The sequence below is a fragment of the Qipengyuania sp. JB2-7 genome, assembly GCF_055693485.1.
Map to the genome: position 1 here is coordinate 1979451 of NZ_CM146335.1, position 26481 is coordinate 2005931.

The 26481-nt window shown below is 56.6% G+C and carries 22 protein-coding genes, 1 tRNA gene and 2 pseudogenes; 7 read left to right on the plus strand and 18 right to left on the minus strand.

Annotated elements, in window-relative coordinates; translation table 11 throughout:
* Positions 1–20 precede the first annotated feature (20 nt).
* Together argJ and ACZ1GM_RS09915 are read left to right on the plus strand one after the other, a co-directional pair.
* A complete protein-coding gene (argJ, locus tag ACZ1GM_RS09910; RefSeq protein WP_472676313.1) occupies positions 21–1247 on the plus strand; it encodes a bifunctional glutamate N-acetyltransferase/amino-acid acetyltransferase ArgJ in 1227 nt (408 codons plus the stop codon).
* Positions 1247–2059, plus strand: coding sequence for an inositol monophosphatase family protein (locus tag ACZ1GM_RS09915; RefSeq protein ID WP_472678541.1), 813 nt, complete (start codon positions 1247–1249; stop codon positions 2057–2059). The genes argJ and ACZ1GM_RS09915 overlap by 1 nt, the downstream gene beginning before the upstream one ends.
* A gap of 52 nt (positions 2060–2111) precedes the next feature.
* Here the strand turns inward: ACZ1GM_RS09915 and trxA are convergent, their stop codons facing one another.
* The 9 genes from trxA to ACZ1GM_RS09960 all read right to left on the minus strand — a co-directional run bounded on the left by trxA (position 2112) and on the right by ACZ1GM_RS09960 (position 15621).
* A complete protein-coding gene (gene trxA, locus ACZ1GM_RS09920; protein ID WP_472676314.1) occupies positions 2112–2432 on the minus strand; it encodes a thioredoxin in 321 nt (106 codons plus the stop codon).
* Positions 2433–2480: 48 nt separating this feature from the next.
* The gene (addA, locus tag ACZ1GM_RS09925; protein ID WP_472676315.1) at positions 2481–5975 is read right to left on the minus strand and encodes a double-strand break repair helicase AddA; all 3495 of its coding nucleotides are present in this window, start codon (positions 5973–5975) and stop codon (positions 2481–2483) included.
* Positions 5972–9010, minus strand: coding sequence for a double-strand break repair protein AddB (addB, locus tag ACZ1GM_RS09930; protein WP_472676316.1), 3039 nt, complete (start codon positions 9008–9010; stop codon positions 5972–5974). The genes addA and addB overlap by 4 nt, the downstream gene beginning before the upstream one ends.
* Positions 9003–9725, minus strand: a complete 723-nt coding sequence (locus ACZ1GM_RS09935) for a nucleotidyltransferase family protein (protein ID WP_472676317.1) — start codon at positions 9723–9725, stop codon at positions 9003–9005. The genes addB and ACZ1GM_RS09935 overlap by 8 nt, the downstream gene beginning before the upstream one ends.
* Complete coding sequence (locus ACZ1GM_RS09940; protein ID WP_472676318.1) at positions 9722–10705, minus strand: aminoglycoside phosphotransferase family protein; 984 nt, start codon at positions 10703–10705, stop codon at positions 9722–9724. The genes ACZ1GM_RS09935 and ACZ1GM_RS09940 overlap by 4 nt, the downstream gene beginning before the upstream one ends.
* Positions 10702–11139: a tRNA (adenosine(37)-N6)-threonylcarbamoyltransferase complex ATPase subunit type 1 TsaE gene (gene tsaE, locus ACZ1GM_RS09945; protein ID WP_472676319.1), complete on the minus strand. Its 438-nt coding sequence runs from the start codon at positions 11137–11139 to the stop codon at positions 10702–10704. The genes ACZ1GM_RS09940 and tsaE overlap by 4 nt, the downstream gene beginning before the upstream one ends.
* Before the next feature lie 8 nt (positions 11140–11147).
* A complete protein-coding gene (locus ACZ1GM_RS09950) occupies positions 11148–13493 on the minus strand; it encodes a sensor histidine kinase (RefSeq protein ID WP_472676320.1) in 2346 nt (781 codons plus the stop codon).
* A gap of 98 nt (positions 13494–13591) precedes the next feature.
* Complete coding sequence (gene ahcY, locus ACZ1GM_RS09955; protein WP_472676321.1) at positions 13592–15001, minus strand: adenosylhomocysteinase; 1410 nt, start codon at positions 14999–15001, stop codon at positions 13592–13594.
* A gap of 158 nt (positions 15002–15159) precedes the next feature.
* Positions 15160–15621, minus strand: a complete 462-nt coding sequence (locus ACZ1GM_RS09960; RefSeq protein ID WP_472676322.1) for an S-adenosyl-L-homocysteine hydrolase — start codon at positions 15619–15621, stop codon at positions 15160–15162.
* 234 nt (positions 15622–15855) lie between these two features.
* On the opposite strand from ACZ1GM_RS09960, the gene ACZ1GM_RS09965 reads away from it, so the two are divergent.
* Positions 15856–16335: a redoxin family protein gene (locus tag ACZ1GM_RS09965; RefSeq protein WP_472676323.1), complete on the plus strand. Its 480-nt coding sequence runs from the start codon at positions 15856–15858 to the stop codon at positions 16333–16335.
* A gap of 97 nt (positions 16336–16432) precedes the next feature.
* On the opposite strand, the gene folE is transcribed toward ACZ1GM_RS09965, so the two are convergent.
* From folE to ACZ1GM_RS09985, 4 genes are all read right to left on the minus strand, one after another.
* Positions 16433–17050 carry a GTP cyclohydrolase I FolE gene (folE, locus tag ACZ1GM_RS09970; protein ID WP_472676324.1) on the minus strand — a complete coding sequence of 206 codons (618 nt, stop codon included), beginning with the start codon at positions 17048–17050 and terminating at the stop codon, positions 16433–16435.
* A gap of 176 nt (positions 17051–17226) precedes the next feature.
* Positions 17227–17718, minus strand: coding sequence for a hemerythrin domain-containing protein (locus ACZ1GM_RS09975; protein WP_472676325.1), 492 nt, complete (start codon positions 17716–17718; stop codon positions 17227–17229).
* A 290-nt stretch (positions 17719–18008) separates the two neighbouring features.
* Positions 18009–18085, minus strand: a tRNA-Arg gene (locus ACZ1GM_RS09980).
* 79 nt (positions 18086–18164) lie between these two features.
* Positions 18165–18581, minus strand: a complete 417-nt coding sequence (locus ACZ1GM_RS09985) for an NUDIX domain-containing protein (protein ID WP_472676326.1) — start codon at positions 18579–18581, stop codon at positions 18165–18167.
* An 89-nt stretch (positions 18582–18670) separates the two neighbouring features.
* On the opposite strand from ACZ1GM_RS09985, the gene ACZ1GM_RS09990 reads away from it, so the two are divergent.
* Together ACZ1GM_RS09990 and ACZ1GM_RS09995 are read left to right on the plus strand one after the other, a co-directional pair.
* Positions 18671–18871: a Flp family type IVb pilin gene (locus tag ACZ1GM_RS09990; protein ID WP_472676327.1), complete on the plus strand. Its 201-nt coding sequence runs from the start codon at positions 18671–18673 to the stop codon at positions 18869–18871.
* 102 nt (positions 18872–18973) lie between these two features.
* A complete protein-coding gene (locus ACZ1GM_RS09995; RefSeq protein WP_472676328.1) occupies positions 18974–19159 on the plus strand; it encodes a Flp family type IVb pilin in 186 nt (61 codons plus the stop codon).
* Positions 19160–19266: 107 nt separating this feature from the next.
* Here the strand turns inward: ACZ1GM_RS09995 and ACZ1GM_RS10000 are convergent.
* From ACZ1GM_RS10000 to ACZ1GM_RS10020, 5 genes and pseudogenes are all read right to left on the minus strand, one after another.
* Positions 19267–20744: pseudogene (locus ACZ1GM_RS10000) on the minus strand (M48 family metalloprotease).
* A gap of 122 nt (positions 20745–20866) precedes the next feature.
* Positions 20867–21811, minus strand: a complete 945-nt coding sequence (locus ACZ1GM_RS10005; RefSeq protein WP_472676329.1) for an acetyl-CoA carboxylase carboxyltransferase subunit alpha — start codon at positions 21809–21811, stop codon at positions 20867–20869.
* A gap of 10 nt (positions 21812–21821) precedes the next feature.
* A pseudogene (locus tag ACZ1GM_RS10010) lies at positions 21822–22696 on the minus strand (tyrosine recombinase).
* 8 nt (positions 22697–22704) lie between these two features.
* On the minus strand, positions 22705–23343 hold the full coding sequence (locus tag ACZ1GM_RS10015) for a hypothetical protein (protein ID WP_472676330.1): 639 nt from the start codon (positions 23341–23343) through the stop codon (positions 22705–22707).
* Positions 23300–24475, minus strand: coding sequence for a hypothetical protein (locus ACZ1GM_RS10020; RefSeq protein ID WP_472676331.1), 1176 nt, complete (start codon positions 24473–24475; stop codon positions 23300–23302). The genes ACZ1GM_RS10015 and ACZ1GM_RS10020 overlap by 44 nt, the downstream gene beginning before the upstream one ends.
* A gap of 327 nt (positions 24476–24802) precedes the next feature.
* On the opposite strand from ACZ1GM_RS10020, the gene ACZ1GM_RS10025 reads away from it, so the two are divergent.
* Positions 24803–25369, plus strand: coding sequence for a shikimate kinase (locus ACZ1GM_RS10025; RefSeq protein ID WP_472676332.1), 567 nt, complete (start codon positions 24803–24805; stop codon positions 25367–25369).
* Positions 25360–26466, plus strand: a complete 1107-nt coding sequence (aroB, locus tag ACZ1GM_RS10030) for a 3-dehydroquinate synthase (RefSeq protein ID WP_472676333.1) — start codon at positions 25360–25362, stop codon at positions 26464–26466. The genes ACZ1GM_RS10025 and aroB overlap by 10 nt, the downstream gene beginning before the upstream one ends.
* Positions 26467–26481: the final 15 nt, after the last annotated feature.

A 26481-nucleotide genomic window follows, 5' to 3' on the forward strand; every position in this document is an offset into this window, starting at 1 on the left:
CACGCTTTAGAGCGCTCGCTATGGACTTACCACCCTCACCGCTCGCCAAACCCTTTCCAGATATGCCAGCGATTGGCGGTGTAACTGCACGCACCGTTCGCGCCGGTTACAAAGATTGGGACCGCTCAGATCTGACACTAATCGAGCTGGAAGAAGGCACCGCACTTGCGGGCGTCTTTACGCAGAGCGCCTGCGCTTCGAGCGAGGTGGAGCTGGGCCGCGAGCAGGTAAAAGCTGGCAAAGCCAGAGCGCTGGTCGTCAATGCCGGCAACTCAAATGCTTTCACCGGGTATCGCGGACGAGAAGCGGTCGAACAGATAATGGCGCAGGTCGCCGACGGCATAGGATGCGAAGCGTCTGAAGTATTTGTGTCGTCCACGGGCGTTATCGGTGTTCCGTTGCCCAAAGATGTTGCAAGCACTGGTGTTGCGGCAGCGCTTAGCACGCAACCTTGCGGATGGGAGGACGTGGCCAACGCAATCGGCACCACCGACACTTTCGCGAAGGGTGCGGCCGCGTCAGCGATGATAGAGAGTAAGCGGGTCGAAATTGCTGGCGTAATCAAAGGCAGTGGTATGATTGCGCCCGACATGGCCACGATGCTGGGCTATATTTTTACAGATGCAACGATCGTACCGAGCCTGCTTCAAGAAATGCTCACCAAAGCGAATGCAGTGACTTTTTCCTGCATCACGGTTGATGGTGACACGTCGACCAGTGACACCATTATGATCTTCGCAACTGGGCAAAGCGGCGCGCCCACCATCAGCACATGGAGCGATGCAGGAGCAGATGCGTTCTACGCCGCTTTACTCTCAGTCTGCCGTGAACTCGCTCAATTGGTTGTTCGCGACGGCGAAGGAGCAACCAAATTCATCACCATCGCAGTATCCGGGGCAGAAACAGACCAAAGCGCGCGCCGCATTGGCCTTTCCATCGCCAACTCTCCGCTTGTGAAGACGGCGATTGCAGGCGGTGATGCCAATTGGGGCCGTGTTGTGATGGCGGTGGGCAAAGCCGGGGAGCCCGCCAATCGCGATACGCTTTCTATCGGATTTGGTGGAACGTGGGCGGCAAAAGACGGGTTGCCGCTCGATGATTATGACGAAGCACCTGTTGCCGAGCATCTCAAGGGCGACGAGATTGGTATAGAAGTTGATATTGGCATTGGCCCTGGACGGGCAACCGTCTGGACTTGCGATCTAACACACGGATATATAACTATTAATGCGGATTATCGATCATGATGACCGCTCTTGATCGAGACGTCCTCGCACTAATGCAATCAGTCGCCCAGAAAACGATAATGCCGCGCTATAAGAACCTTCGCAGCGAAGATGTGATCGAAAAAGCGGCGGATGATCTGGTCACCGTAGCTGATCGCGAAGCCGAGGCGATGTTATCAGATGGCCTCGCGAAAATTCGTCCAGACTTGGCTATAATTGGCGAAGAAGCCGCGCATGCTGATCCGAGTGTGATGGATAGCCTGTCGCGCCCTTGCTGGATTATAGATCCTATTGACGGGACCAGCAATTTCGCGCGTGGTTCAGGCCATTTTGCGATCATGATCGCGATGGCCGAGGCGGGCGAAACCCAATCTGGATGGATATACGACCCGCGTCGCGAACGCCTGTGTCACGCCAGGCTCGGCAAAGGTGCATTCATTGATGGTGAGCGCATTGAAGCGAAATCGAGCGGCGCGACACCCCCTACCCTTGCCGCAATGACAAAGTTTATGGCGAGTGATCAACGCGCCCTATTCGAGGCTGAAATCGCGCCACATTACACACTCGTTGATGCGCCGGGCTGCGCAGCAGAGCAATATCCTCTCACCGCGCTAGGCGAGCATGAACTCGCGATCTACGAGCGCACGCTACCTTGGGACCATGCAGCGGGATGCCTATTCCTCAACGAAGCAGGTGGCACATGCCTCCGCCCCGATGCCTCGCACTATCGGGTCGATAGCGGCCGCAAAGGTATGATCGGAGCGTCTAGCCGTGCTTTATTTGACGAACTGACAGAACGCCTCTTGGCGGCAGGATATGCGCCCGCCGCCTGAGGTTTTGGGTTGGCCATAGCCGGAAGAGCGAGCCACCAACGCTAATAAGAACTTATAGCGCGCTTTCGATCCATGCCTTAAGCTGGCTTTTGGGCGTCGCACCCTTTTGCTCAGCTACAATCTCGCCATTCTTGTAAATCGCAAGATACGGAATGCCCTGAATACCGAGCTTCGTCGCAATGTCCGTGTTATCGACGATGTCGACCTTTGCGATCGTCACCTGATCAGCCAACTCATCGCTGATTTCTTCAAGTGCCGGGGCAATCATCTTGCACGGTCCGCACCAATCTGCCCAGAAGTCGACCAGAACTGGTTTGTCCGCCTCAAGCACATCTGCCTGAAAACTAGCATCGGTAACATTCACTGTTGCCATGGAAATTCTCCAAGTTTGTATTGCCGTAGAGATGGGTATGGTTCGCCGCTACTCAAGCGCCGGGAGCACAAAGCTTTCCTGCTTATCTGCGAAGCGGGTCTTGTATGGCGCGAGCATATCCGCCGACAAGGCGAAGAGCTGCGGCGTCTGTGTATAGAGCACCGCCGCCTGTACCGCGCGGTCTGGGTAAATCACCTCTAGCGCGGCGGTGTAGGCGGCCATCTGCTTGAGTATACTGTCAGGAATAGCATCTTGGGTCAGCGGAGGTCGCCGCGCAGTTTTAAAGTCGACCACAACAACGCGATCCGCAGTAACCAAAAGCCGATCCGCGATTCCAGTGATCACTTGCCCCTCCACCACAGCAGACAGGGGAACCTCCGCCAAGGCGCCGGGCGCAAAGATATCTGCAAAGTCCGGGTCTGTGACCACAGCGAGGCTTTGCGTTAGCATTTCTTGTCGCGCATCGTCAGGCAAGTCTGGTGCCTGCCTTGCCAGCCATGTGGTGGCGGTCGTTTCTCGCTGACCCGCTGGGACATCCGGCAAACGCTCAAGCAGCGCATGGATCAACACACCGCGCCGCGCCGCTCCACTCGGCTGCTCGGGTAACAGCGGCGGGTCGCTGCCCTCCATTTCGCCAAGACCAGATGGCGCGAGCGGTTTTGGTGGACGCGGTTCCTCTGGCGCAGGCCGCATCAGCCAATCAGGTAGCTGTGCGCTGCTATCAGCTTCAGACTGTCGTGTGGGCACCACAGCGTCGCTAAGCTTGCCCCATTCTCGCCGCGCGCCCCAGATCGCGTCCTCAAGCGGCTCCAGCTCAAAAAGCGGGATCAGTCTGGAATACCAGCTATCTTCGTGAGCAACGCCACGTTTCGCATCACGCGATCCGAGCGAGCCTGCCACAAACAGCGCCTCTTCCGCACGGGTCATAGCCACATAAAGCAAACGCCAGTGCTCTTCGGTCTCCGATTTCTGGGCGTTATCATGTGCCCGTGCGACAACACCAACAAGCTGCTCCTTGCGCAAGGCCGGCACAGGAACCTTCTTGCCCGATGTCCCATCAAGCTGAGGCTCCTCCAACACCAGATCGCGTGGCGAATCCGGTCCCATCGCAGCATCTGCAAGAATGACTATCGGTGCCTGCAGGCCTTTGGAGCCATGCACAGTCATCACACGAACTTGATCGCGGGCCTCACCAGCTTCTCGCTTCAGCTCCCCGTCACCTGCATCAAACCAACGAATGAAGCCTTGGAGGCTCGCAGTTTGCGCTGCGGCAAAAGCATTTGCTGCATTGAGAAGCTCATCAATCGGATCGTTGGCTTCTGAGCCCAGTCTCGCCACCAGCCGACGTCGCCCATCAAGCGGCCCGGTCAAAATCCAATGTAGCAACGCTTGTGGCATTTCGAAATCGGCGCGCCGCAAGATTTCGCGCAAACTCGTCAGAGTCTCTATGACCAACGGAGAATCGCTCGCTCGTAAATGCTCCCAAAGCGACATCTTCACTTCGGGATTGCGATAGCCGTGCTCCAGCAAATCCTCTTGGCTCCAGCCACATAGCGGTGAAACAAGCAGGCAAGCCAAGTTCAAATCGTCAAGGGGCTGCGCAGCGAACCGTAATGCTGCCATCAGGTCTTGAACGGCCAGAGGCGCACCTAATCTCAATCGGTCAACGCCCGCAACTGCAACGCCATAAGTATATAGCCTCGCAACTATCAGCGAGGCCAGCTCTCGTCTTTTGCGCACGAGCACCATTACGTCGCCAGGTGTTGCACGGCGCGCTATGCCCGGCTTTTCACCTTTCACCAGCGGGAAGCCATCGTCCATCCACGCCTTGATTTGCCGTGCGATATTGTCAGCCAACTTACGATCATGGCGTGAAAGCCAGGTCTCTTCACCGACGTCGTCTTGATCTTCGCCATCAACGACCAGGTTCCATTGCGCAACAAGCCCAGGCCTATCATCGCCAATATGCTCCGGCGGCACGCTATCCAGCCCAAATTCTTCGTGACCAACCGCAGCAATAGCACGATCAACAAAGGTCAACACAGGTTGTGCGGTGCGGAACGAGCGATCAAGATCAAGGCCTTGGAGGCGCCGCTTCTTCGGACCTCCGCGCATAGTTTCCACGCTATCAGCAACTTGATCCATTTGTGTCGCAACGCGCCGCTGTGCCTCGGCGAAATTCTCTGGGCTGGTGCCCTGGAAACCGAAGATCGCCTGTTTATAGTCACCTACAGTGAAGATCGTGCGGATCGCGTCACCGCGCGCGCCCTCACCGCTGAAGAAATCGCTAATCAGACCATCAATGATCGACCATTGCACCTGATTGGTATCCTGCGCTTCATCAATCAGGATGTGGTCGAAACTGCGATCAAGTTTGTAACGGATCCAGTCGGACAGCTCGCTATTGCTCAATAGGTCTGCGGCGCGCTGAATCTGATCGTCAAAATCTACCAAGCCTTCGCGCTGCTTCGTCTGATCCCATCTGAGTGCAAATTTGCGACCGAGCGAAAGTTGCGAAACAAGAAAGTCGGCAAGTTCCAGCAAGACCTTGCGCTGACTGGCCGTTTTGATCCCTTCCAGAACCGTATTGATATGCATTGCATAAGCGGGATCAATTTTCTCAAGATTGGAAAGACGACTAGGCAAACCCGCCTTGGTCAGGATCGTGCCGAAGAATGTGTGCAAGGTTGCAAGGCGTGTCGCGGGATCGGCCACCAGCCAATCAGAGCATGCGTCGGCGTTTGCGATGCCCGTCTTGCTGCCCCATTCAGCATTGATGGCCGCACATACTCTAAGCCCTTCCACGGGGAATACATCATCGGCGCATGCTGCCTCCGCCCATGCGCTATCGGCATCTGTTGGCATCCCAAGCAACCGGCAGATACGCGACCGCATTGGAGCAGCGAGTTCAGTCGGCGCGCGCCATAACGCGCCAAATCCCGCACATCGCATCAACCAGCTGCGCACGCTGTCCGCACCCTTGGCGCGGCTCATTTGCGCGACAGCGCTCAGGGTTTCGTGATCATTTTGTTTCTCTGCGTCGGCCAGCAAATCGCCAAGTACCTCTTCGCTCAGCAACTCGCGTTCACGATCTTCCATTGCCCGAGCACCGGGAATAATACCCGCTTCTTCTGGAAATGCCGCCAGCAAATACTGCGCGAAGGCATGAATGGTGTCGATCCGCAAACCGCCACCAGGGCAATCGAGAACACTTGCAAACAGAGAACGCGCGCGTGCCTGAGTCTCAGGACCAACCGGGGCGCCCAAATGGCTCAATTCCTCTGCAAGTTTCGTAGCGGGCAAACGCACCCAACGCGCCAGTACCTCATTCACGCGGACCGCCATTTCGGTCGCGCCGGCCTTGGTGAAAGTAAGGCAGAGGATATCGGAAGGCTGCACGTGCTTTTCGAGCAAGAGCCGCAAAACGCGGGCCGAGAGAACCTGAGTTTTTCCGGTACCCGCCGATGCAGATAACCATACGCTGTCGCGTGGGTCGACCGCGTCGCGTTGTGCGCCGTGCAGTTGGTATACCGCGCCGCTCACGGTTTTTCGTCCTCGGCCATGTGCGGCAGCCATTCCTCCAGTCGCATCAATTGATCATAGTCAGAATAGCCGCTGAAATCTGGATTAAGTTTAGCCGTGAAGGGCTCTGCACCGGTGATAAAGCGAGCAATCGCATCACGCAGGTGCTTGTCAGCGATAGGCAGGAAATCCTCCGGCGCAACGCCACTTCGCTTGTTACCGACCTTCACCGGTGTTTCGATGTACCCAAACTCCGGGCCATCTCCGCTGCTTTTCGCTTTGCCTAGGGACCAATACTCAAACGCGGTGGGATCACCGGCAATGCCGCTAAACCCTCCATCACGCGCAATCAGGCCCAACAATCCCAACTGCAGTGCAAACCCTTCTTCGACCATCGCAGAAGATGGCGGCTTGCCCGTTTTGTAATCAACAATGCCCAGGGTTCCGTCTTCCATGCGATCAAGTCGGTCCGCCCGGCCATGCACGCGCACGCCATCGACATACATATGCCCGTCGACTTCTACATCCAGGACCTCACGGTCATCATAGCTTGAAACCGTGGTCTCGATCCATTCGAGCGCCGCGAGCAATCGAGGTTGCCACAATCCACGCATCAACGGATGAGCGTTTTTTTCATCCATCACAGCATCCATGATGGGTGCCAGTCGGGCGGTGGGATCGGACTTGCGTGCCTTGTGCCAACGCTCCAGTATCAAATGCGCCACCTGCCCCTGCCACGCTGCCGATGGCTCCGCTTCAAGCGGATCAAGCACCGGCAGGCCGAGTATAGACCGCGCGTAGAATTGGTAGGGATCACCCCGCAGACGATCCAGCGCAGTCACACCTAAAGATACATTCCGTTGAGCCTCGGTGGGATTAGGCATTGGCCGCGCATACATATCTGGCTGAGGTTGTGGGCGGGCAAGCTGCTGAGCCAGTTGTACCGCATCTTTCTCGAGATGACGCGGCTGTAAGTCGCCAAGCAATGCTTGCACGCGAAGCAGAAACCGCGACGGAATTGTTGGCCCGGCTTCATCGCGCGCGGCTCTGCTCAGGATGACCTCTGGTGCGCCCAATGCGCCGGCCAGATCATGCGCCGACAAGCCTAAACGGAAATCTGCGCCCGGTACGCCCAACGCACGAAGAACCGGAGGGGCGAGCAACGCATCCGTTCCGCTACGCGGCGGCCAGACGCCTTCATTCAGGCCCGCACATATGACCATATCCGCGCGGCTCAAACGCGATTCCAGCAAACCATAGACCGCAACGCGCGCATGTCCGCCATAGGGCGGTCGTACCGCAATCTGCTCCATTGCATCGCGCAAGACTATTTCGGCTTCGACACGCTGAATGCTTGTCCCCGATCCGGCGGAATAATGCTGCAAATCCTCGACAAACCGCGCGAGTGCGCGCCCATCCTCGCGGGCCCAGACGCGCTCACCGCATAGTCTCTCAGCACTGCGGGTGAGTGCGGCAAGTATCGCCGAGAGAGTTGTCTCTTCGGATAGCTCCAGCAGTGGGGCCAGCGCTCCAGAAAATGCCTCCCACCACTCAGAGACCTGCGGGTTTTTCTTAGCAATTATCGCAACCAGAGCGTCAATCGGCTCGATGCCAGAACGGGGGCGAGGACCACGCAGTTTACGCTCTAGCAAGCGCGCATGACGCAGCCAGATACCGCGCTCCATTCCGCCGTTGACCAAGGGGTGCATAGCAAGCGCCATCAGCGCGACTGGCGATATGCCGCTTGCTGCAATCTCGGCGCAGAGCAGGAACGCTCGGCCTGCAGCAGTTTGCGATAGTGGGCGACCAGCTGAATCGTCAGCCTCAATATCCCAGCGGCGCAGATGCTGAACAACACGCCGAGCCAGCCCCCGATCCGGCGTGATGATCGCAATACGCTTTTGCGGTTCTTCCAATGCCTGACGCACCAAGACCGCAACGGCCTGCGCTTCTTCTTCCGGGTTGGCGCTCTGCATGATACGAACACCAGAAAGCCGACGTTTTTCGGCGGGCAGTGACACCCAGTCCCGGCTTGCTTTAGGAGGCAGAAAAATCGCGGAGATCGCATGACTGCGCTCTGGCTCCGCTGCGCTCATCCCCTTGCGATGCCAGGGGCGGACCTCCTCACGCGCCACGCCCATCCGGTTGAGTAGCAGCTTCAGATGATACTGAGGGTGTGTGACTGCATCAAGCCGACCGAAAGCCTCATCATCGGGCGCTTGCTTTGCACCTGCAGGGCCAAGTTCACCCCATACCTCTTCGCTCATAGTTTGATCGAGGTCGGGTAGTATCACCGCACCGTTGGGCAATTCACTAATGACCCGCAGCATCCTCGCGAGCGCCGGTGCGGCACTGGTAACGCCTGCGGCGATAATGTGCGTTTGCGGCGGCTCCGCCTTCCAGCGCTGTGCCGCCTTGTCGAACAGCAGGTTGCGCCGGGTCGCGCCATCGACTGCACCCCATTTCTGAAGCTGCTCCAACCACGCATCCTGCACGCCAATGAACGTGTGCAGCGAGCGTATCCAATGTGCAGACAGATCGCCCAGCCGATCAAGAACGGCTTGCCCTACCAAATCACGCGGCGGAACTTCTTCAATCAATAGCCGGTCCATGGTCGCAGCGAACTCGCGCGCAAGGCGAAGCGCAGTTGCGCCTTTGGGAGCATCACCGCGACTTTGTTTGCTAAGCTCAGCCTCAATCATTTGCGCGAGCGCCAGCCAGCGGCGCGTTGGCTCAATAGCCGGAGGAATGTCATTTGCGCCAAGGGGATCGAGCAGCGCACCTAGCGCTTCATCCAGGTCGAGATCGCCCACTACGACCATTCGGGGCATGAGCAGACCGGACTGATCGTTAGCCCCAGCATGCCGAATGAAGGCCTCGTTCACGAGGCGTTGAGCGCGCGTGCTGGGCAACAACAGTGTTAGCTGTGCAAGACCAAAAACCGGATCATTGTAACGAGGGACGAGACCGGCAACGAGTGCGTCAACAAACCCCCTATGGGCCGCAATGGAGTAAACCTCTGGGCGTGTTTTCGTGTCGGGAGTGCCCTCACCCACGCCTGAGCGCATCCTCTGTTGGTGCAATAGCTTGGGGTGTTCCGACTTCAAACCAGGTGCCCGTGAAAGCGACGCCGAACAATCGCCCTTCTTCCATGGCTCGGTTCCACAGGATGTTGGTAGAAAACTTGCCATCAGGCGCGTCACGCAGCAACCGATGGGAAACCAGCTGTATGCCCGTGTAAATAAATGGGGCAATGCGACTGGGCACGCGGCGTTTCAACCGACCGAGACCATCCATGCCGAAATCGCCCTTGCCGCTGAAATTCATCGCCTGATCGTGCGATACCAGCAGCAGAAGTGCGTCCATTTCATCCGGGTTCCAACGCCCGGATAAATCGGCAAAGGCATCGCGCGGACCATCCAGCCAGATGTTGTCAGCATTGCAGCAAAAGAATGGATCAGGCAGCATATCTTCGCTGAATGCCTTGATCATTCCGCCACCCGTTTCGAGCAATAGCTCCCGCTCATCAGAGATCGCAATCGAGGGTGAAGTGCGCTCCAAGACGTGCGCTTCCAATGCATCAGCTAGATAATGCACATTGATTATTGCTTTGGCGAGGCCAGCATCCTGCAGGCGGTCAAGCGCATGATCGATGAGAGGTTTGCCCGCTACGCGTACCATCGGCTTGGGCTGAGTAGCGGTCAACGGACGCATACGCTTGCCCATGCCTGCGGCCATGATCATAGCTGTGTCCGACACCAGTTTAGTCATGAAATGCCTGCGCCGTTTCTGTTACGGACCTGTTGCGGAATATTCTGATCAAACCAGGCCGCAATAGGCGCAAGCGCAGGGTGCGCAAGATCGCGTTCCATCAAGGCCCAGACCCGCGGGATCATGGAAAGGTAACGCTCTTTGCCATCGCGTTTGGCGAGCCGCGTAAAGATGCCAACGATCTTCGCATTTCGTTGCGCACCAAGCCGCGCATAGTCGGCTTCAAAATCGGAGCCCGGATCAGTTGCGGCGATATAGCGATCCAGCATTTTGCGCTCCAAATCCGGCGCAACATCTCTGCGCGCATCCTGCAGCAACGAGACAAGATCGTAAGCGGCATGGCCGACAAGCGCGTCCTGAAAATCAATCAAGCCCTGCGATCCATCAGTTGGTAACATGATGTTTTCCGCATGGTAGTCTCTGAGGACTGTAACGCCTGGCACTTGCCGAGCCGTCATAGCCGCGAGTGTATCATCCCACGCCCTGACATAGGAATCGGTATCGACGCTCAAACCCATTGCCGGAAAATACCATTCGGTCAGCAACGCGGCTTCCCGTTGATAAACCGCCATGTCATATGGGTCGAACGGACCCGCTGGCTTGTCATGAAGAGCAATCAGCGCGTCTATCGCGTCTGCATAAACCCGTTCTTCCCGATCAGGGTGAGCATCAATATGTTCGCGCACGCGATCATCGCCGAAATCCTCTGTCAGCACCCACCCTTTCGCCGTATCATCAGCAATTATGCGAGGGGCTCGCATACCCTGCGCACGCAGATAGCGTGCAACTTTCAGAAATGGTGCTGGGTCCTCCTCTGGAGGTGGAGCAAACATCAACATCGCGGTCTCGCCATCCCGGCGAAGGCGAAAATATCGCCGAAACGATGCATCTCCGGGCAATGGCTCAATCGCAACGCCGGTCTCGGCGCCCCAACCGGCAGATTGAACGAACTCTTCTAGTCCATCGGGCAACTTGCTCATGGGAAACGGCTTTGCCAACCGATGCCTGCTTCGACAATGGCCTGACGGCCATCACCCACGGTTTCCAGCGTAATCGCAAGACAAGATGGTTCATGTGAAAAACCACCGGCATTCTCAGGCCACTCTGCAATCAGAACTGCGCCCTCGCGATAGTCGTCTAGGCCCAGCTCTTGCACCTCGCTCGCGTGTTTCAGCCGATAAAAATCGGCATGCACAAGTGGCGTAGTCAAATGCTCGTAAGTTTCAAGGATAGTGAATGTCGGAGACGGCACTTCGCCCGCGTGGCCGAGTGCCGCGATAATCGCGCGAGCCAAAGTCGTTTTTCCCGCCCCTAAATCGCCAGTCAGGGACACCACATCGCCCGCTTTGAGGTGCACAGAAATCTGCTGCCCGAAGGCGGTCATAGCAGCCAAATCAGGCAAATATCTGATCACGGCTTGCGTCACGGCAGCGTGATTGTCGCCGTTGTCCCCACACCCTTGCGTGAGACGATTTCCAGCGTTCCATCATGGGCTTCAACGAGTTGACGGACCAGAGGAATACCTAGCCCACTGCGCCGCTCAATGCCCTTGCCATCGTGAGTCGGTCGAATGCCTTCCAAAGCACGCCCAAGCTCGTGCGGGCTCATGCCCTTGCCATTGTCCGAAATGACGATCCGGGTGGCCCCTTTGGACTTCTTCATATCGACCAGGATTTTGCCATCGCGTGGCGTCGCGGCGATAGCGTTATCGAGTAAGTGCCCTATGGCGCGCCGCAATTGTTGGGGATCGGCGCTGATTTTCTTGTCCGGATCACCGCGCAGATCCAGTGTCAGCCCACCGTCAAGGATTGTCTTCTCACGCTTGCGAGCAATCTGCGCGACCAGGGGCAATAGCTCGAACTTGGATTTCGAAAGCGGCATTAGACCCGCCTCGCTCTGCGACAGATCGAGCACATTTTCGACCTGCTCTGTCAGCTTGCCGACAGAAATCGCGATGGCCTCAACATACTCCTTAGCTTGCGGGGACAGCTCACCGACCGCGCCGCTGGTCAGCAGCTCTGCAAACCCGCCAATAGTCGTTAGCGGTGTTCGGAATTCATAACTCATATTTGCAAGGAAGCGAGTCATCACCGCATCCGCTTCTTCCAGAGCCCGATTTCGTTCTCGCAACGCCTCCTCTGCATCGCGCGAAGCGGTGACATCAAGTACCGTTAACAGCCCGTTTCCATCAGGCAGCGGAACCCCCTCGTACTGCAGACTTCGCCCGTCCGACAGCTCGGCAGACCCCTGACTTTTCTTGCGATCCAAAGTCGCCGCACGAATGACAGTGTTAAGCTGCGAGACTTTATCAGGATGCGTTAGGTTCTTGCTGATGGCATTCAGCAGATCCTCGGCTTGTGGGTGACCATCCAGCACTTCATCTTCCAATCCCCAAACGCCAGGGAAACCACGGTTCCAAAGTTCGAGACTGCCATCAGGGGCAAAGACCGCCAATGCCTCGAATAAATTGTCAAAGGTTGCCGTGCGCGTACGTAAAAGCGTGTCCCGCGTCGCCGACAGCGCAAGCTGCTCTGTCAGGTCTTCAGCGATCATAACCAGGCCACCATCAGGCATAGGCTGCGCTACAATCCGCAAGTGTGTACTATCTCTTAGAGTCCACGTCTCTTCCTGAGTAGTGTCCGTTGCAAACCACTCGCCCATTTCGGTACGCCATGCAGGAAAATCGCGCACCTCAGGCGTGCGCCCATTGTCGCGGGCAACCATCAACATCTGCTCAAAACCGGTGCGCTCATTGACGATTCCCGGTGGAAGTAAAAAGACACGGTGGAAAGGCTGGTTCGCAAATATCATGCGCCGCTCGGCATCAAACTGCGCGACGCCAATCGATAGCTGATCGAGCATGGATCGCTGCGCTTCGCGGAATGCGCGAAACTCTCGTGCCTGCTCCTCCATCTCCTCGATATCGACGGCGTATCCTGCAATACCCTCTTCGCCCAAAGGAAGGTCAGTGACGCGCAGGCTTCGACGTGCACCATTGATAGTTGCGGTAACGATCCGCTCAATCGGCTGTCGTCGTTCGCCAGCCTGTTGGGCGACCTTGGCCGCGCTCACACCATTCACTTCTTCGACAAGCTCAATCTGCTTGGTGACAGCGGCATCCGGTGTGTCAGCCCCCACGGCAGCAACATAGGCGCTATTCACCAGTCTCAGACGTAAATCATTTCCCCGAAACCACATGGGCATAGGGGCCGCTTCAATAAGGCCAACCAGCGCACCAAAATCTTCCTTTGCACGGCTTGCCTCATCGCGAAGCACCCTCAGCTCCTCTTCACTTTCGGTGAAGTCAAAGACCCAAATCAAAGCCGCCCCGCTTGGCGAAACAGACGGGTCCGCCAGCATCCCACGCAAACCCAATGCCTTTCTGGATCCGGGAGGGGTCAGGTTTATCCTAAACGGCGCAGCGGTCCGTTGGGTGTGCCGAACCTTGTCGGTCAACTCTTCGAGTTGCGCCTCTGTCAGCCCTTGTGTTTGTGATCCGTCCGCCAGCTCGCTGAGATATTCGGGCATCGCATCGAGCCCCAGCCAACCGGCCAACCGATCGGGCCCTTCGAGGCGACCATCCGCGCGGACGAGCAATGGCACTGCGGGCGAGTCTTCGATCATCCGGGAAAGTCGCCGGGCGTTGCGCCGCGTTGCTTCTGCATTGGCAACACGCGCACTCGCCCTGATCATCGCCCAACCGGCACCGACCGTCCATAAGGCCAAAAGCAGGCCAAACAGCGCAAGAAATGAGGGCGAGACTTCCATCACCCTTGAGCTATTCCTCAACCCCGGGCGATGCAATGCCCCGGACGGTAAAAATACCGCCGGAACAGTGCAGTTATGCCGGTTTAGTCGCGGATTTTTTAGTAGCGGTAATGCTCAGGCTTAAACGGGCCGTTGGCAGGCACACCGATATAATCAGCTTGCTGTTGCGAGAGTTTGGTCAGTTTCACACCCAATTTATCAAGATGCAGCGCCGCAACTTTCTCGTCGAGATGCTTTGGCAGAACATAAACGTCGTTCTCATATTTGGATTCGTTCTCCCAAAGCTCGATCTGAGCAAGCACCTGATTGGTGAAAGAGCAGCTCATCACAAAGCTTGGATGCCCGGTCGCGCATGCCAGATTGACCAGACGCCCCTTCGCAAGAACGATGATCTCTTTGCCATCAGGGAATTTCACTAGGTCAGTACCCGGCTTAAGCTCAGTCCACTCGTAATTGTCGAGCGCGGAAATCTGAATCTCGCTGTCAAAGTGACCGATATTGCAAACAATGCTCATCGGCTTCATCGCCTTCATGTGTTCGGCGGTGATCACGTCTTCATTACCGGTGGTTGTCACGAAGATGTCAGCGCGGGTCACCGCTTCTTCCATAGTGACAACTTCGAAGCCATCCATCGCGGCTTGCAGCGCGCAGATCGGGTCGATCTCGGTCACAAGAACGCGAGCTCCGCCATTGCGGAGCGATTGCGCAGAACCCTTGCCCACATCACCAAATCCGGCGACGCACGCCACCTTACCCGACAACATCACGTCAGTCGCGCGGCGGATCGCATCGACCAGCGATTCGCGGCAACCATACAGATTGTCGAATTTTGACTTCGTCACACTGTCATTCACATTGATCGCCGGGAATGGCAGCTTGCCCTCTTTCGCGAGGTGATAAAGGCGGTGAACGCCAGTGGTCGTTTCTTCCGAGACGCCTTTGATCGCCTGGACGGAACGGGTCAGATAGCCGGGCTTGCGCTTCACAAATTCTTTCAGGGCGCGCTGGAACTCAATTTCCTCAGCATTGGCTGGTTCGGGCAATTCTTCGCCAGCCTCGATACGTGCGCCCCATAGGGCAAACATGGTCGCATCCCCGCCATCATCCAGAATGAGGTTCGTGGTCAGGTCAGGATCGTCATTGGTAGACCAGTCAAAAATTCTGCCGACGTAATCCCAATATTCCGCCAAGCTTTCGCCCTTCACAGCAAACACTGGAATATCCTGCGCCGCGATCGCCGCAGCAGCATGATCTTGCGTCGAGTAGATATTGCAGGTGGCCCAACGCACCTCCGCGCCCAGGGCAACAAGTGTTTCGATCAGAACTGCTGTCTGGATCGTCATATGGAGCGAGCCCGTGATCCGCGAGCCTTTGAGAGGCTGTGAGGCGCCATATTCTTCACGCGTTGCCATAAGGCCCGGCATTTCAGTCTCAGCGATGCGAATTTCTTCGCGGCCATAGTCAGCCAAGCCAATGTCTTTAATGATGAAATCGGTAAATTCTGTCACGGGAGAGTCCTTCGAAGAGCTGGTGCAGCCACAAAAAAGCGCGGGCCACAATCGTGCCCGCGCCTTAGCGTCGACCCATGGGAAGTGCAAATATAAAGATGTCTTTATATTTGCGGTGGTGGGTACCTAAATCCCGTCAGATATTGTTTGTTTTCAGATTAGCGAGCGGCCAAGTTAGCCAATGGCTGGGCGGACAGAAGCTCTGTCGCTCTTTGCGACAACCGACCACTATCACGGTCCGCGATAAGCTCTTGCGTTACTTGTTTAAGCTCAGCGCAACCCAGCCATGGGTGCCCTTGCCCGTATTGGTTGGCCATGCCTACGCTGATCTTGTCCAGCGCGCGCTTTGCTCCTCGGCTGCCATGGCGATGCGCCAAATTTGTTCGCAAATGCCTCCCGGCCTTGTTCAGCGTAGGTAGATGTGCCGCCGAAAACTGCCGATAATCCGCCTGAAAATTGTCTTTACCCGTACGACACCGCAACGACGTCACCATTAACATGATGTCGAGTTTGCGGATATTCTCTGCATTGCCAGTCACTGGATCGGCAGCAGCAGCCTGAGGCATTGCGAGCCCGACCCCTGCGATCATCGCGACCGCCATGTGTTTCCACATAGTCATTATCTTGGTCTCCCCTGTTCACGGGGTTACCCGGCCCCGTCGACAACCAAGGTGACGCATACTGTTTACCGGGAGTTAAACAGCGAGAGTAAATCGGTGGTAACCATAGAAATATGCAGCACGGCAGGCGCAAATCAGCTTTGCTTGCTCTGCCAAGCTTGAAGACGCTGCGATCATCGCTAAGTCGGTGCCGATACGACCAATCACCCCGAAACAAGCATGGAGTGCACGAAAATGACGATATCCGTTGGCGAAAAGCTGCCCGAAGTAACGCTGGTGAAAGCAACTGCCGAAGGCCCTGAGCAGGTTCAGTCGAGCGAATATTTCGCGGGCAAGAAAGTCGCGCTCTTTTCTGTGCCGGGGGCGTTTACGCCGACATGCTCAGCGCAGCATCTTCCCGGCTTCGTCGAGAAAGCAGCGGATCTCAAAGCTAAAGGCGTTGACGAGATTGTTGGAACAGCGGTGAACGACGCCTTCGTGATGGGTGCTTGGAACCAGGCTGCAGGTAGTGATGACATTACAATGCTGGCCGATGGTAATGCCGAATTTGCAGAGGCCGTGGGCCTAACCATGGATGGCAGCGGCTTCGGCATGGGCAAGCGCGGACAGCGTTTCTCCATGGTCGTGAATGACGGTGTGGTGGAGCAGCTCAATGTCGAAGCACCGGGCGACTTTTCGGTCTCCAGTGCAGAGCATATGCTTGGCCAACTCTGAGCGTCGTACCTCTCTAAAGAAATGCAAAAGCCGGAGCGCGCGTGACGGCTCCGGCTTTTTTGTTGTTTCCTCATGGGGGCTTAGGCGTAATCGCCCGTCACCCATAACCCATCAGTGCCATCACTTCCTTGCGGCTACGCGGGTCATCAAGGAAGCAGCCATGAAGGCGTGAGGTGATCATGCCAACGCCCGGTGTGCGGACACCGCGGCCCGTCATGCAACCATGCTGTGCCTCAAGCACCACCGCGACGCCATGCGGCTCCAGATGGTCCCAAATACACTGCGCGACTTCCGCCGTCAGCCGCTCTTGAATCTGCAACCGCCGGGCATAACCATGCAGCACCCGAGCAAGCTTTGAGATACCAACCACCTTGTTGCGTGGCAGGTACGCGATTGCCGCCTTCCCCGTAATTGGAGCCATGTGATGTTCGCAATGACTCTGAAACGGAATATCCTTTAGCAGTACAACCTCGTCATAACCGCCCACCTCGTGAAATACGCGGCTCATATGAACCGCCGGATCCTCATCATTACCTTGGCAATATTCTTTCCAAGCACGAGCCACGCGCTTTGGTGTGTCTTTCAAGCCCTCGCGATCAGGATCATCGCCTGACCAACGTAGTAATGTGCGAATCGCGTCCTGCACGTCCTCTGGCACGGGAAGTTTTCCCGTCTCCGGATTCTCGTACTCATCGTGATCGTGCGCGTGGGCCATTCGAGGGGTCTCCTGTTTTTGCAGCTGACCTGCAATTACGGACCCACTCGCCGAAAAGTTGCAAATTGGCAATGGGATAGGCTCTCTGTGGCCTGCACCTTATGATTGGCTGTGAGGAAGGCATAAAAAAGGGCCGACCAGATGGCCGACCCTTCGCATATCAAATTGGGCTTCGGTTATTCTTTCGCGTCTGAAAGTGCTTCCGATGTCACCTCCGCATCGGCCATCTCGATCTTTTTGCGGCGCTCAAACACTTTGGTCATGTGTTCCTTGTCATTCTCGTCAATATGCTCTGCAAAGTCGGGGAAGTGGTCCTCTTCCTCCTCTTCAATGTGGTGTCGGTAGCGGTGGTCAAATTCCTTGAACTTTTGCAGCCAAGCGCCCGATGCCATGTCGGTAGCGGCTAGGTCATTCAACATTTCGTCGATCTCCTGATGCTCAGCCACGGAATGCCGCGTGTCATCAGTAGTCGGTGGTTTGCGCAACATCGTTGAATAGAGCGCCTGCTCCTCAGCCGCAGCATGACCTTTCAGTTCTTTGGTCAGCTGGGTGAACAACTGCTCACGCTCCTCGCTTTCGCCGCTCGTTTCCAATAATTTGTCGAGCAGCTCACGATGTTTGTCGTGGTCTTTTTCAAGCCGCGCAAAGATCTCTTTCGTATCACTCATGATCGTATCCTCGTGCTGTTGAAGTGTGTGATATTTCAACAGACGGCAGCCAATCATGTTCCGAGAAAGTCCGCGACGCCGACTTTCGAGCAAAAAAGGCCGCCCCTATTGGGATGGCCTCTTTGACCGCTCAAGCAGCGCGTTGCGCGGTAGCGGAAAATGTTTGGCGCGCCCGGAAGGATTGTCCTCGCGCCTAAATGCGCTCGTTCATCTCGGCTGCGCCTCGATTCCGTTTCAAATCAATCCAACGGCACAACCAAAAAAGCCACCCCTATCGGGATGGCCTTTTTTGGCGCGCCCGGAAGGATTCGAACCTCCGACCGCCTGGTTCGTAGCCAGGTACTCTATCCAGCTGAGCTACGGGCGCGCTTTGGAGCGCGGCACATAGGCAGGGTGTACGCGCTTGGCAATCCCAAAGTGCCGCGCATGAGTGAAAATTCTACTCTTTATATATGAGGGAAGAGCTGAGACTGAAGCTCGCAGTCCAATGGCGGCTTGGCCAACTTGCTAATCTCATTGGGCGTAAACCAGCCTATCTCTCCGCCTTCAAGCGCGACGGGATCACCCACCCAGCGTGAGCATGTGTAAAGTGTAATGACAATCTGCGGCAAAGGAGCAGTTGCCGTTGAACGGGCATTGCCAACTTCTCGCAAGTCTTCGCATTGAACTGCGATTCCCAACTCCTCTGAAACCTCACGAATCAAAGCATTTTCAAAGACTTCGTTTAATTCGACCTTGCCGCCAGGAAACTCCCAAAGACCACCGTGATGCTTGTTCAACGGCCTGCGATGCATCAACCAAAGCCCGTCTTTTCGGTGCAAAGCGATCGCAACCACCGTCATGATTGTCGGGATATTTTCCACGTTAACTTCTCGCTGAAACACTTCTTTAACGCGTCACTCCCTATTTGCTCAATCGTCAACTCGTAATTCGACAATTGGGGCAAACAACGATGTTCAAATTTTTGAAAAAGCTTGGACAAGATACCAAGGGGGCAACGGCTGTCGAATACGGGCTGATTCTTGCTCTCATATTCCTCTCAATGCTTGGAGCACTTCAAGTATTCGGCGCGGAATCAATCGGAATGTGGAATCGGATTTCCGACACCATCACTTCCGTATCGAGCTCAAGTGAAGAAGATGGCGGAAGTTAGATTTCGATTAGGAATTTATCAACTTCTACCTTCGATAAGACAAGCACTTGCTCCTCTACAGAGGGCAGGACGGGTACCGAAGACTGAACCAGGAGACTAACAATGAAATTCTTTAACAAACTCGCTCGCAACGAAGACGGCGCAACTGCAATTGAGTACGGCCTGATCGCTGCACTTATCGCTGTTGCTGCTATCACTGCAATGCAGAGCCTCGGCGGCCAGCTTTCAACTACTTTTGGCGACGTTGCTACGGCAATGGAAAACGCTGAAGAAGAAAGCGGCTCGTAAGCCACTTCTTAGTTCGTAAGAGCTAAAGCACAAAAAGAGAGCGGCGGAGGGCAACCTCCGCCGCTTTTCTTTTGCCCTAACAAGATCTGGAAAACGGCCTCCAACAATCAGCGCCCGCGCACCACGATCTTCACCTTCTGCCCAGCCTGCAACTGGTCGCTGCTACTCAACCCATTGAGCACACGAAAGCGTGCCTCCTGGCCCGAATCATATGCCATCCGTCGGGCAAGCGAGGATACAGTCTGCACACGCTGCACCGTCACAACATCAACGACTCGCGGGACTACATTAGCGGCCTCACTCTGAGACACGCGACGCATGGATTGAAACATGCCATTGAAGACATTCGCCCGACCAGCAGGGGCAATCGCCTGAAAATGGTAGGCCCGATTATCGGCAAATTCGTAAGCGAAAACCACAACATCGACCTGATTCTGGCCGGTGTTGACCCGGGCTGTCCCGTAAGCAGCGGGGATTCCATTAACGGTCGTGCGCTGGATATTTTGCGGGCGCAGCTGCTGATTCTCTCCACCAAGCTGCGTAAACACGGTGTTGATGTAGGTATCCAGGTTGCCGTTATATGTGCCCAGCGTCATCTGAGCGCGGCCACTTTGGCCGTTAATGCTCACTGCGCGGGTACCATTGACCATGTAAAACCCATCGGGAGCGGTGAAGGCCAAACGCAATTCTGGATGAATAAAGGTGTTACCTTCAATCACGCCCTGCTCTGGATCATCGCCATATACCAAACCATCAATACGCGAGAGGAATGTGTCACGATTGGTGATTCCCGTCGCTAGGCCCTGCGCCTTGCCTGCTGCTGTCCGAACGCGACTCGCCGGATCAGGGTGTGTGCTCGCCCATTCTGGTACGCGAGCATTGCCCCGCCCCTGCAACTGCGAGATCGAGTGAGTTTTGTGCTGCTAGGCTCGCAAGTACGGTCGACATCGCCCGCGGATCATAGCCAGCGCGCTGGAGATACTGAATCCCCAGGTCATCGGCTTCAAGCTCCTGACTGCGAGAGAACCTGAGCGTAAGTAGCTGTGACCCCTGCAAAAATCCGCGACTCAGCGTATCGCCAACGCCGCTATTGCCGAGAAGAACGCCGGAAAGGATCGCACCGTACCGCGCCCAGAATACTGTTTCGCTGCGCCGCCGCCTGCCGACGCTGTGAATGGCGTGCTGCCACATGGCCAACCTCGTGGCCCAAAACCGCTGCAAGCTCCGCCTCATTGTTCATTAAGGCCACCAATTGGCGCGTCGAATAGACATAGCCTCCGGGGACAGCGAAAGCGTTGTTCACAGAGCTATTTAGCAGGGTAACCGTGAAGTCCTGCCGCGCGTTGCCAAGCCCCGAATGGACCGCAATATTCTTGCCAACCTGCTCAACATATTGCGCCTGAGGCGTAGTCATTGCCCCGCCAAATTCCGCAATCAGCTTCGGGTGGAATTCGGCACCTTGTTGCGCTTCGGATTGTGTGATTGGCGCCGATGCGCTTGGGATCGCACCACCGCCCATACAACCCGAGAGGGCCACGGCGCTCAGTGAGGCAAGGATTACAGACCGGTAATTGCGGCGAGACATGGCTTTTTCTCCAGATAAGCTGGTGCTTCAAACGAGATAGCACCCCATTTACCTTTTGATAACCAACGGTCGCCGTCAATTGTTCCGACGGTATGTGATTGTAAAACCGCGTTAAGCGGAAACTAGGAAGCGATTTTAAGGAAGCGCTCTTCGCGCAGATGCCTCAGCTCCTTGGCCGGGGTTCCTGCTAGCGCGCCCAGCTCCTTGTTAATCGCTCTACCCAATGCTTCCGCGGCGCCTTGAGGGTCACGATGCGCTCCACCGACAGGTTCTTTCACGATCCGGTCAATAACACCGAGACGCTTAAGGTCCTGCGCCGTGACCTTCAGCGCCTCTGCTGCATCTGATGCCCGTTCGGCTGTTCGCCACAAGATAGACGCGCACCCTTCCGGCGATATGACTGAGTAGATTGCATGCTCAAACATGAGCACACGCTCCGCGCTCGCAAGCGCGACTGCTCCGCCCGAACCGCCCTCGCCCACAATGGCTGAAACCATCGGCACTGGCAGCCCCAAACACGCCTCGGTCGCCCGGGCGATTGCTTCCGCTTGGCCGCGTTCCTCAGCTTCAATTCCGGGGAAAGCACCCGATGTATCGACAAGCGTAACAACGGGGAGGCTATGCCGTCCGGCAAGCTCCATCAATCGTATGGCCTTGCGATAGCCCTCTGGCTTACCCATGCCGAAATTGTGTTTGAGACGACTCTCGGTGTCGTTCCCTTTTTCATGGCCGATCAACATGACGCGCCGGCCATGCAACTTTGCAAAACCGCCCAGTATCGCCTGATCATCGCCATAGGCGCGGTCACCGCCGAGTGGCATAAAATCCTCAAACGCATGCGCCACAAAATCGCGGAAATGCGGGCGAGCGGGATGCCGCGCCACCTGCGTTTTCTGCCATGGGGTGAGCGAGGCGTAGGTACTTGAAAGCAAGCTCGCGCTCTTTGCCTCAAGCTTTTTCAGCTCAGCGCTAATATCGACAGAGTCGTCTTCGGCTGATGCACGCAATTCGGCAATGCGCTCATCCAGCTTGGCGATCGGCTTTTCAAATTCGAGATAAGAACTCATCGCCTGCCCGCTAGTCCTTCAATCGCTGCTGCGCAAGCGGGTGACGGGTATTCACCAACTCAACCAGCCGGGCGCTGTCGACGTGAGTGTAAATCTGAGTGGTCGCGATATCGGCGTGCCCGAGCAATGTTTGGAGCGCGCGCAGGTCGGCCCCACCCTCCAACAAATGCGTCGCGAATGCGTGACGTAACACGTGCGGGCTCAACCTCTCAGGCGGCAGATCAGCGCGTACCGCCAGCTCTTTTAGCATCTGGAAAAGACGCACACGCGTTAGATGTCCGTTTCGCGAGGGAAACAAGTGAGGTGAATCCTGTGTCCGAATAGTCATCCATGTCGACAAGGCTCGTTTGGCGCGCGCGCTGACCGGCACCATCCGGGCTTGCCCCCTTTTCCCATCACCGTCAAGAATGGTGCATCGCGCGGGATCGCCGAGACCGGCAGGGACACCAGTTCTGTTGCCCGCAATCCGGAGCCATAGAGCAATTCCAGCAAAGCCAGCATGCGTACCGCCGCTGGCCTCTTACTCTGCGCTTCACTTTCCGCCTGACCAAACAGTTTTGCGACTTGATCATGCGAGAGGATTTTCGGCAGTGACCGGCGCGCAGATGGACGAGGCAAACCAGAGCTAGGGTCATCCTCACGTAGCCCCTCATCCTGCAAGAACCCGAAAAACTGACGCAAGGCAGAGGCCTTTCGCGCTAGTGTCGACGGAGCGAGGTCAGCCCATTCCTTCGCCAAGTTCTGAACTGCCGCCTTATCCGCAGTGGCCAGTGCCCCTGTTAATTCATCGGCTTGCGCAAGATCACGACGATATGCCAGCAAAGTGTTTTGAGCAGCCCCACGTTCCGCCGCGAGCATGGCAAGGAAGTCGTCGATCTCGTTCATGCGAACAGCTAAGCCGTTCGCGCAACGGCTTCTGCGGCGATCATCCGTGCCTCTGCATCAAGGCCAACCCGTTCAAGCGAGCGCACGATATGGTACAGATGCAGTGCTGTCATCTTGTCCCAACTCGAACCCTGCATACCCAGCCCCGCTAGCAAGCTTACGAGAGTTGGATTGCCAGCATCCGCAGCTGCGCTGATCGCCTGTGTCCATCGGGTCGAACGCCCGAAATTCACTTCCAACCGTTCAGAGTACTCAGTGATTTCTGCGTCTTCGACCCGCCCCATGGCAGTAAGTCCTGCAAGCAGCATTTGCGATTGATGCTGGCCAGCACTCTCATCCTGATCAAGAAAAGATGCCAATTGACCATCGCTGACCGGCTGCGAACGACTTTGCTGCGCAACCGCCAGCATACCCCAGGCAGCGCTACCCTGAGGGACAATGCGCGCCCACCGCATCGCGTCGCGATCAAGCCCAGCAGCCAGCATAGAAGAAATCAAGCTTGGTGCACTCTCCAGCAAATCCTCTGAGACCGGCAGGCGCGCCGCAGCATATGCGGTCAATACCTGCCGCCCAAATAGCGTCGCGTCATCGCCCTGCCAAACGTCATTGATCGCGGCAAGGCGATCGAGCCGGGCTGCTCTCGACATAGGCCGCGCGCAGGCGGGCTGCGGTGACAGCAGCCTCACTCTGTCCCCTGCCAAGCGCGAAGATCTGGCTGTAAAGGTCGACCATAGCAGCGGCGGACAAGATGCCCTGAGCAGCGGCACCCTGTGCTGCGACTGCCCGCTGCCCCAAAGGCATCATCGGCGCTGTCGCGAGTGCGTTTCGATAGTAACTGCCTGCATCGTCCATGAGGCCTTCCGGGATGTCCTCTCGCAGTGCATTTGCGAGCGCAAAACGCATGGGCGTAATGGTTTCGACGCCTTCCCATTCCACATTGACGCCGCGCCTGGCCAATCCGGCTGCACCAGCATAACGGCGCGCCAAAAGGCCATCGATTTCAGCAACTTCCTCATCAGACATCAAGCGACGCAGGTCACGTGCCGCGCGCGATCCTTCACCGGCATAAGCGGCGCAAATGCCCTTCAACAGCTTCCAGTCGCCGTCATCACGATCAGTGTCTGACAACCGCACTGCGGGGCACGCTCCCACCAGATCCGCGGTGCCGACATAGGCATCGACTGCCGCATTGAGCAGCGCATCATCATAGTTACCTGTGTCGACATCTTGCACCAGAGTGCGCGCGACGTTGTGTTCGCCGAGACGGTTGAGCAACGCTGCACGCAGCCCAGCAAATTCCACCGGGTTCATGCCCACAGGCGCATCGAGACGGCTCGCCACAGTCCGCCGAAGCAAAATATGGCCCCATCGCGAAACAAGCGGACGCTGAGTCCCCGCAATCGCGGCTCTGACAAGCGATGCTGGCTGCTGGGACAATGATTTCTCAGGAAACCCGCCCTCGGCGGTGTCGATGATCCCCACCCGTTCCAACTTACGGCGCGCGGCTGGCGGAATGTCATAACTCGGCGCTAGTCCAAGAAGATCATCAAGGTCATCTTCTGACATGGCCTCAAGCTCTTCAATCGATGGAAGTCCCGAGATATCCAGCGACGGATCAGCAGAAACCTGAGGCACTTGGGGTAGTGGCTGAATAGTCGATGTAGTTGTGCTGGTTGAAGAGGTATCGGGGGTGGTTGACGCGCTAGGCGCAGTCGTTTGCGTCGGAGTAGGCGTGGTTGTGGGTGCGGGTGCCGGCTCACCAAACCCAGGTGGCAGCAAATCTGTCGAGCCGGTCTTGAGCCATCACCAAAGTTGAACCCAATGCCAACACACCAGCTCCAGTCATCAACGCAAATCGCATCATTGGCTTCGCTCCGGTACGGGAATAGTTTGTTCAATCTGATGCAACGGTTCTTCGCCCCCATCAAACCATGCGAGAAATAGGAGCGCGATCATGACGGCAAGAAGCACCAACCATGTGCGTTTCCCAATCTTCGGCAAGGTTCGTATTTCCTCAACTGTTCTCTTTCGCCGATGCAAAGGCTTCATCGTGCCTAAGCCCATCTAGCTTGCACCTGCTCTAGCCCATCTATAGGCGCAGCTTCAATGACCGTCATTCATGAACCTGATGAAGAATACATTGCCCGGATCAAGCAACGGCTCGATCGTCCCCTCGCGCTGATCGGCCTTATGGGGTGCGGGAAGTCCACTATCGGGCGAAGATTGGCGAAGCTGCTTGATATGGACTTTGTCGACGCCGACGAAGAGATCGAGGAAGCTGCACAGCTGAGCGTTTCGGAGATTTTCGAGCAGTTTGGTGAGGACTATTTCCGCGATGGAGAGCGCCGCGTGATTGCGCGTTTGATGGAGGAAAAGTCTGGCGTCCTCGCGACCGGTGGCGGGGCGTTTATGAATGCCGAAACGCGTGCTCTTATCCTTGAAAAAGGTATCGCGGTCTGGCTCGATTGCGACATTGAGACTTTGGTGGAACGAACGTCACGTCGGGATACTCGCCCCTTGCTGAAGACCGGCGACCCACACGAAATTCTGACGCGCCTGAAAGATGAACGCAGCGCCGCATACTCGCAGGCACAGGTCCACGTCGTGACAGGCGATTTCCCACACGATCAAACGGTTATGCAAGTGCTAGAGGCGATCAACCAATGGCTGTAATCCCTGTGGAATTGGCTGGTCGCGCCTATGACGTGCACGTTGCGGGCGGATTGCTCGCGCGTACAGGTGAACTCGCAGAGCCATTCTTGCGCAAGTCGCGTGTGCCTGTGGTCGCGGACGCATCGGCTCGCGCGCATTGGGGCGAAGCCCTGGCGAAATCTCTCGCAGCGGCTGGCAAAGAGCCGGTCTGGTACGATGTGGAACCGGGCGAAAGCTCAAAAAGCTGGGACAGTCTGGCGAAGCTGACCGATTGGCTGCTTGCCGAAGGGGTCGAGCGCGGCGATCATGTGCTGGCGCTAGGCGGGGGCGTGGTCGGCGACCTCACCGGGTTCGCCTGCGCCATCCTGAAACGCGGATGCGGGTTTGTACAAATTCCCACTACATTGCTGGCGCAAGTCGACAGTTCGGTTGGCGGAAAAACAGCGATCAACACGAGCGCCGGAAAGAACCTGATCGGCGCATTTCATCAACCGTCGCTGGTGCTGGCGGATCTCGACGTTTTGAGCACGCTACCGGCACGCGAGTTAGGCGCAGGATATGCGGAAGTACTCAAATATGGAGTGCTCGGTGATGAAGAGTTTTTTGACTGGCTTTCTGAGTATGGTCAGCAGGTTATGGCGCTCAAGCCAGAACCGCTCGAACATGCAGTCGCCACCAGCGTTGCGGCGAAGGCGCGCATCGTGGCCGAAGATGAGAAAGAGCTGAGCGGCAGGCGCGCTTTGCTCAATCTTGGCCACACATTTGGGCACGCATTAGAGGCAGAAACCGGCTTTTCGTCAGAGCTTTTGCATGGTGAAGCGGTGGCATTGGGAATGGTTCTCGCGGCGCGCTACTCAGCGAGGCGCGGGAATCTGGGACCGGACGAAGCTGAGCGTGTCACGAAGACCGTCGGCGATGTCGGGCTACGCGCAGAGATCACTGAGCTAAGCCTGTCTTGCGATGGCGCAAAGCTGGTCGATCATATGCGTCATGACAAGAAGATGGATGCCGGCACACTGCCATTTCTGCTGCTGAACGGCATAGGGGACGCCTTCATGGCCAAAGACGTGTCGCTGGATGATGTGGCGGTATTCTTGGACGAACAGCTCGCAAGCTAAACTGAACTTCCGCTG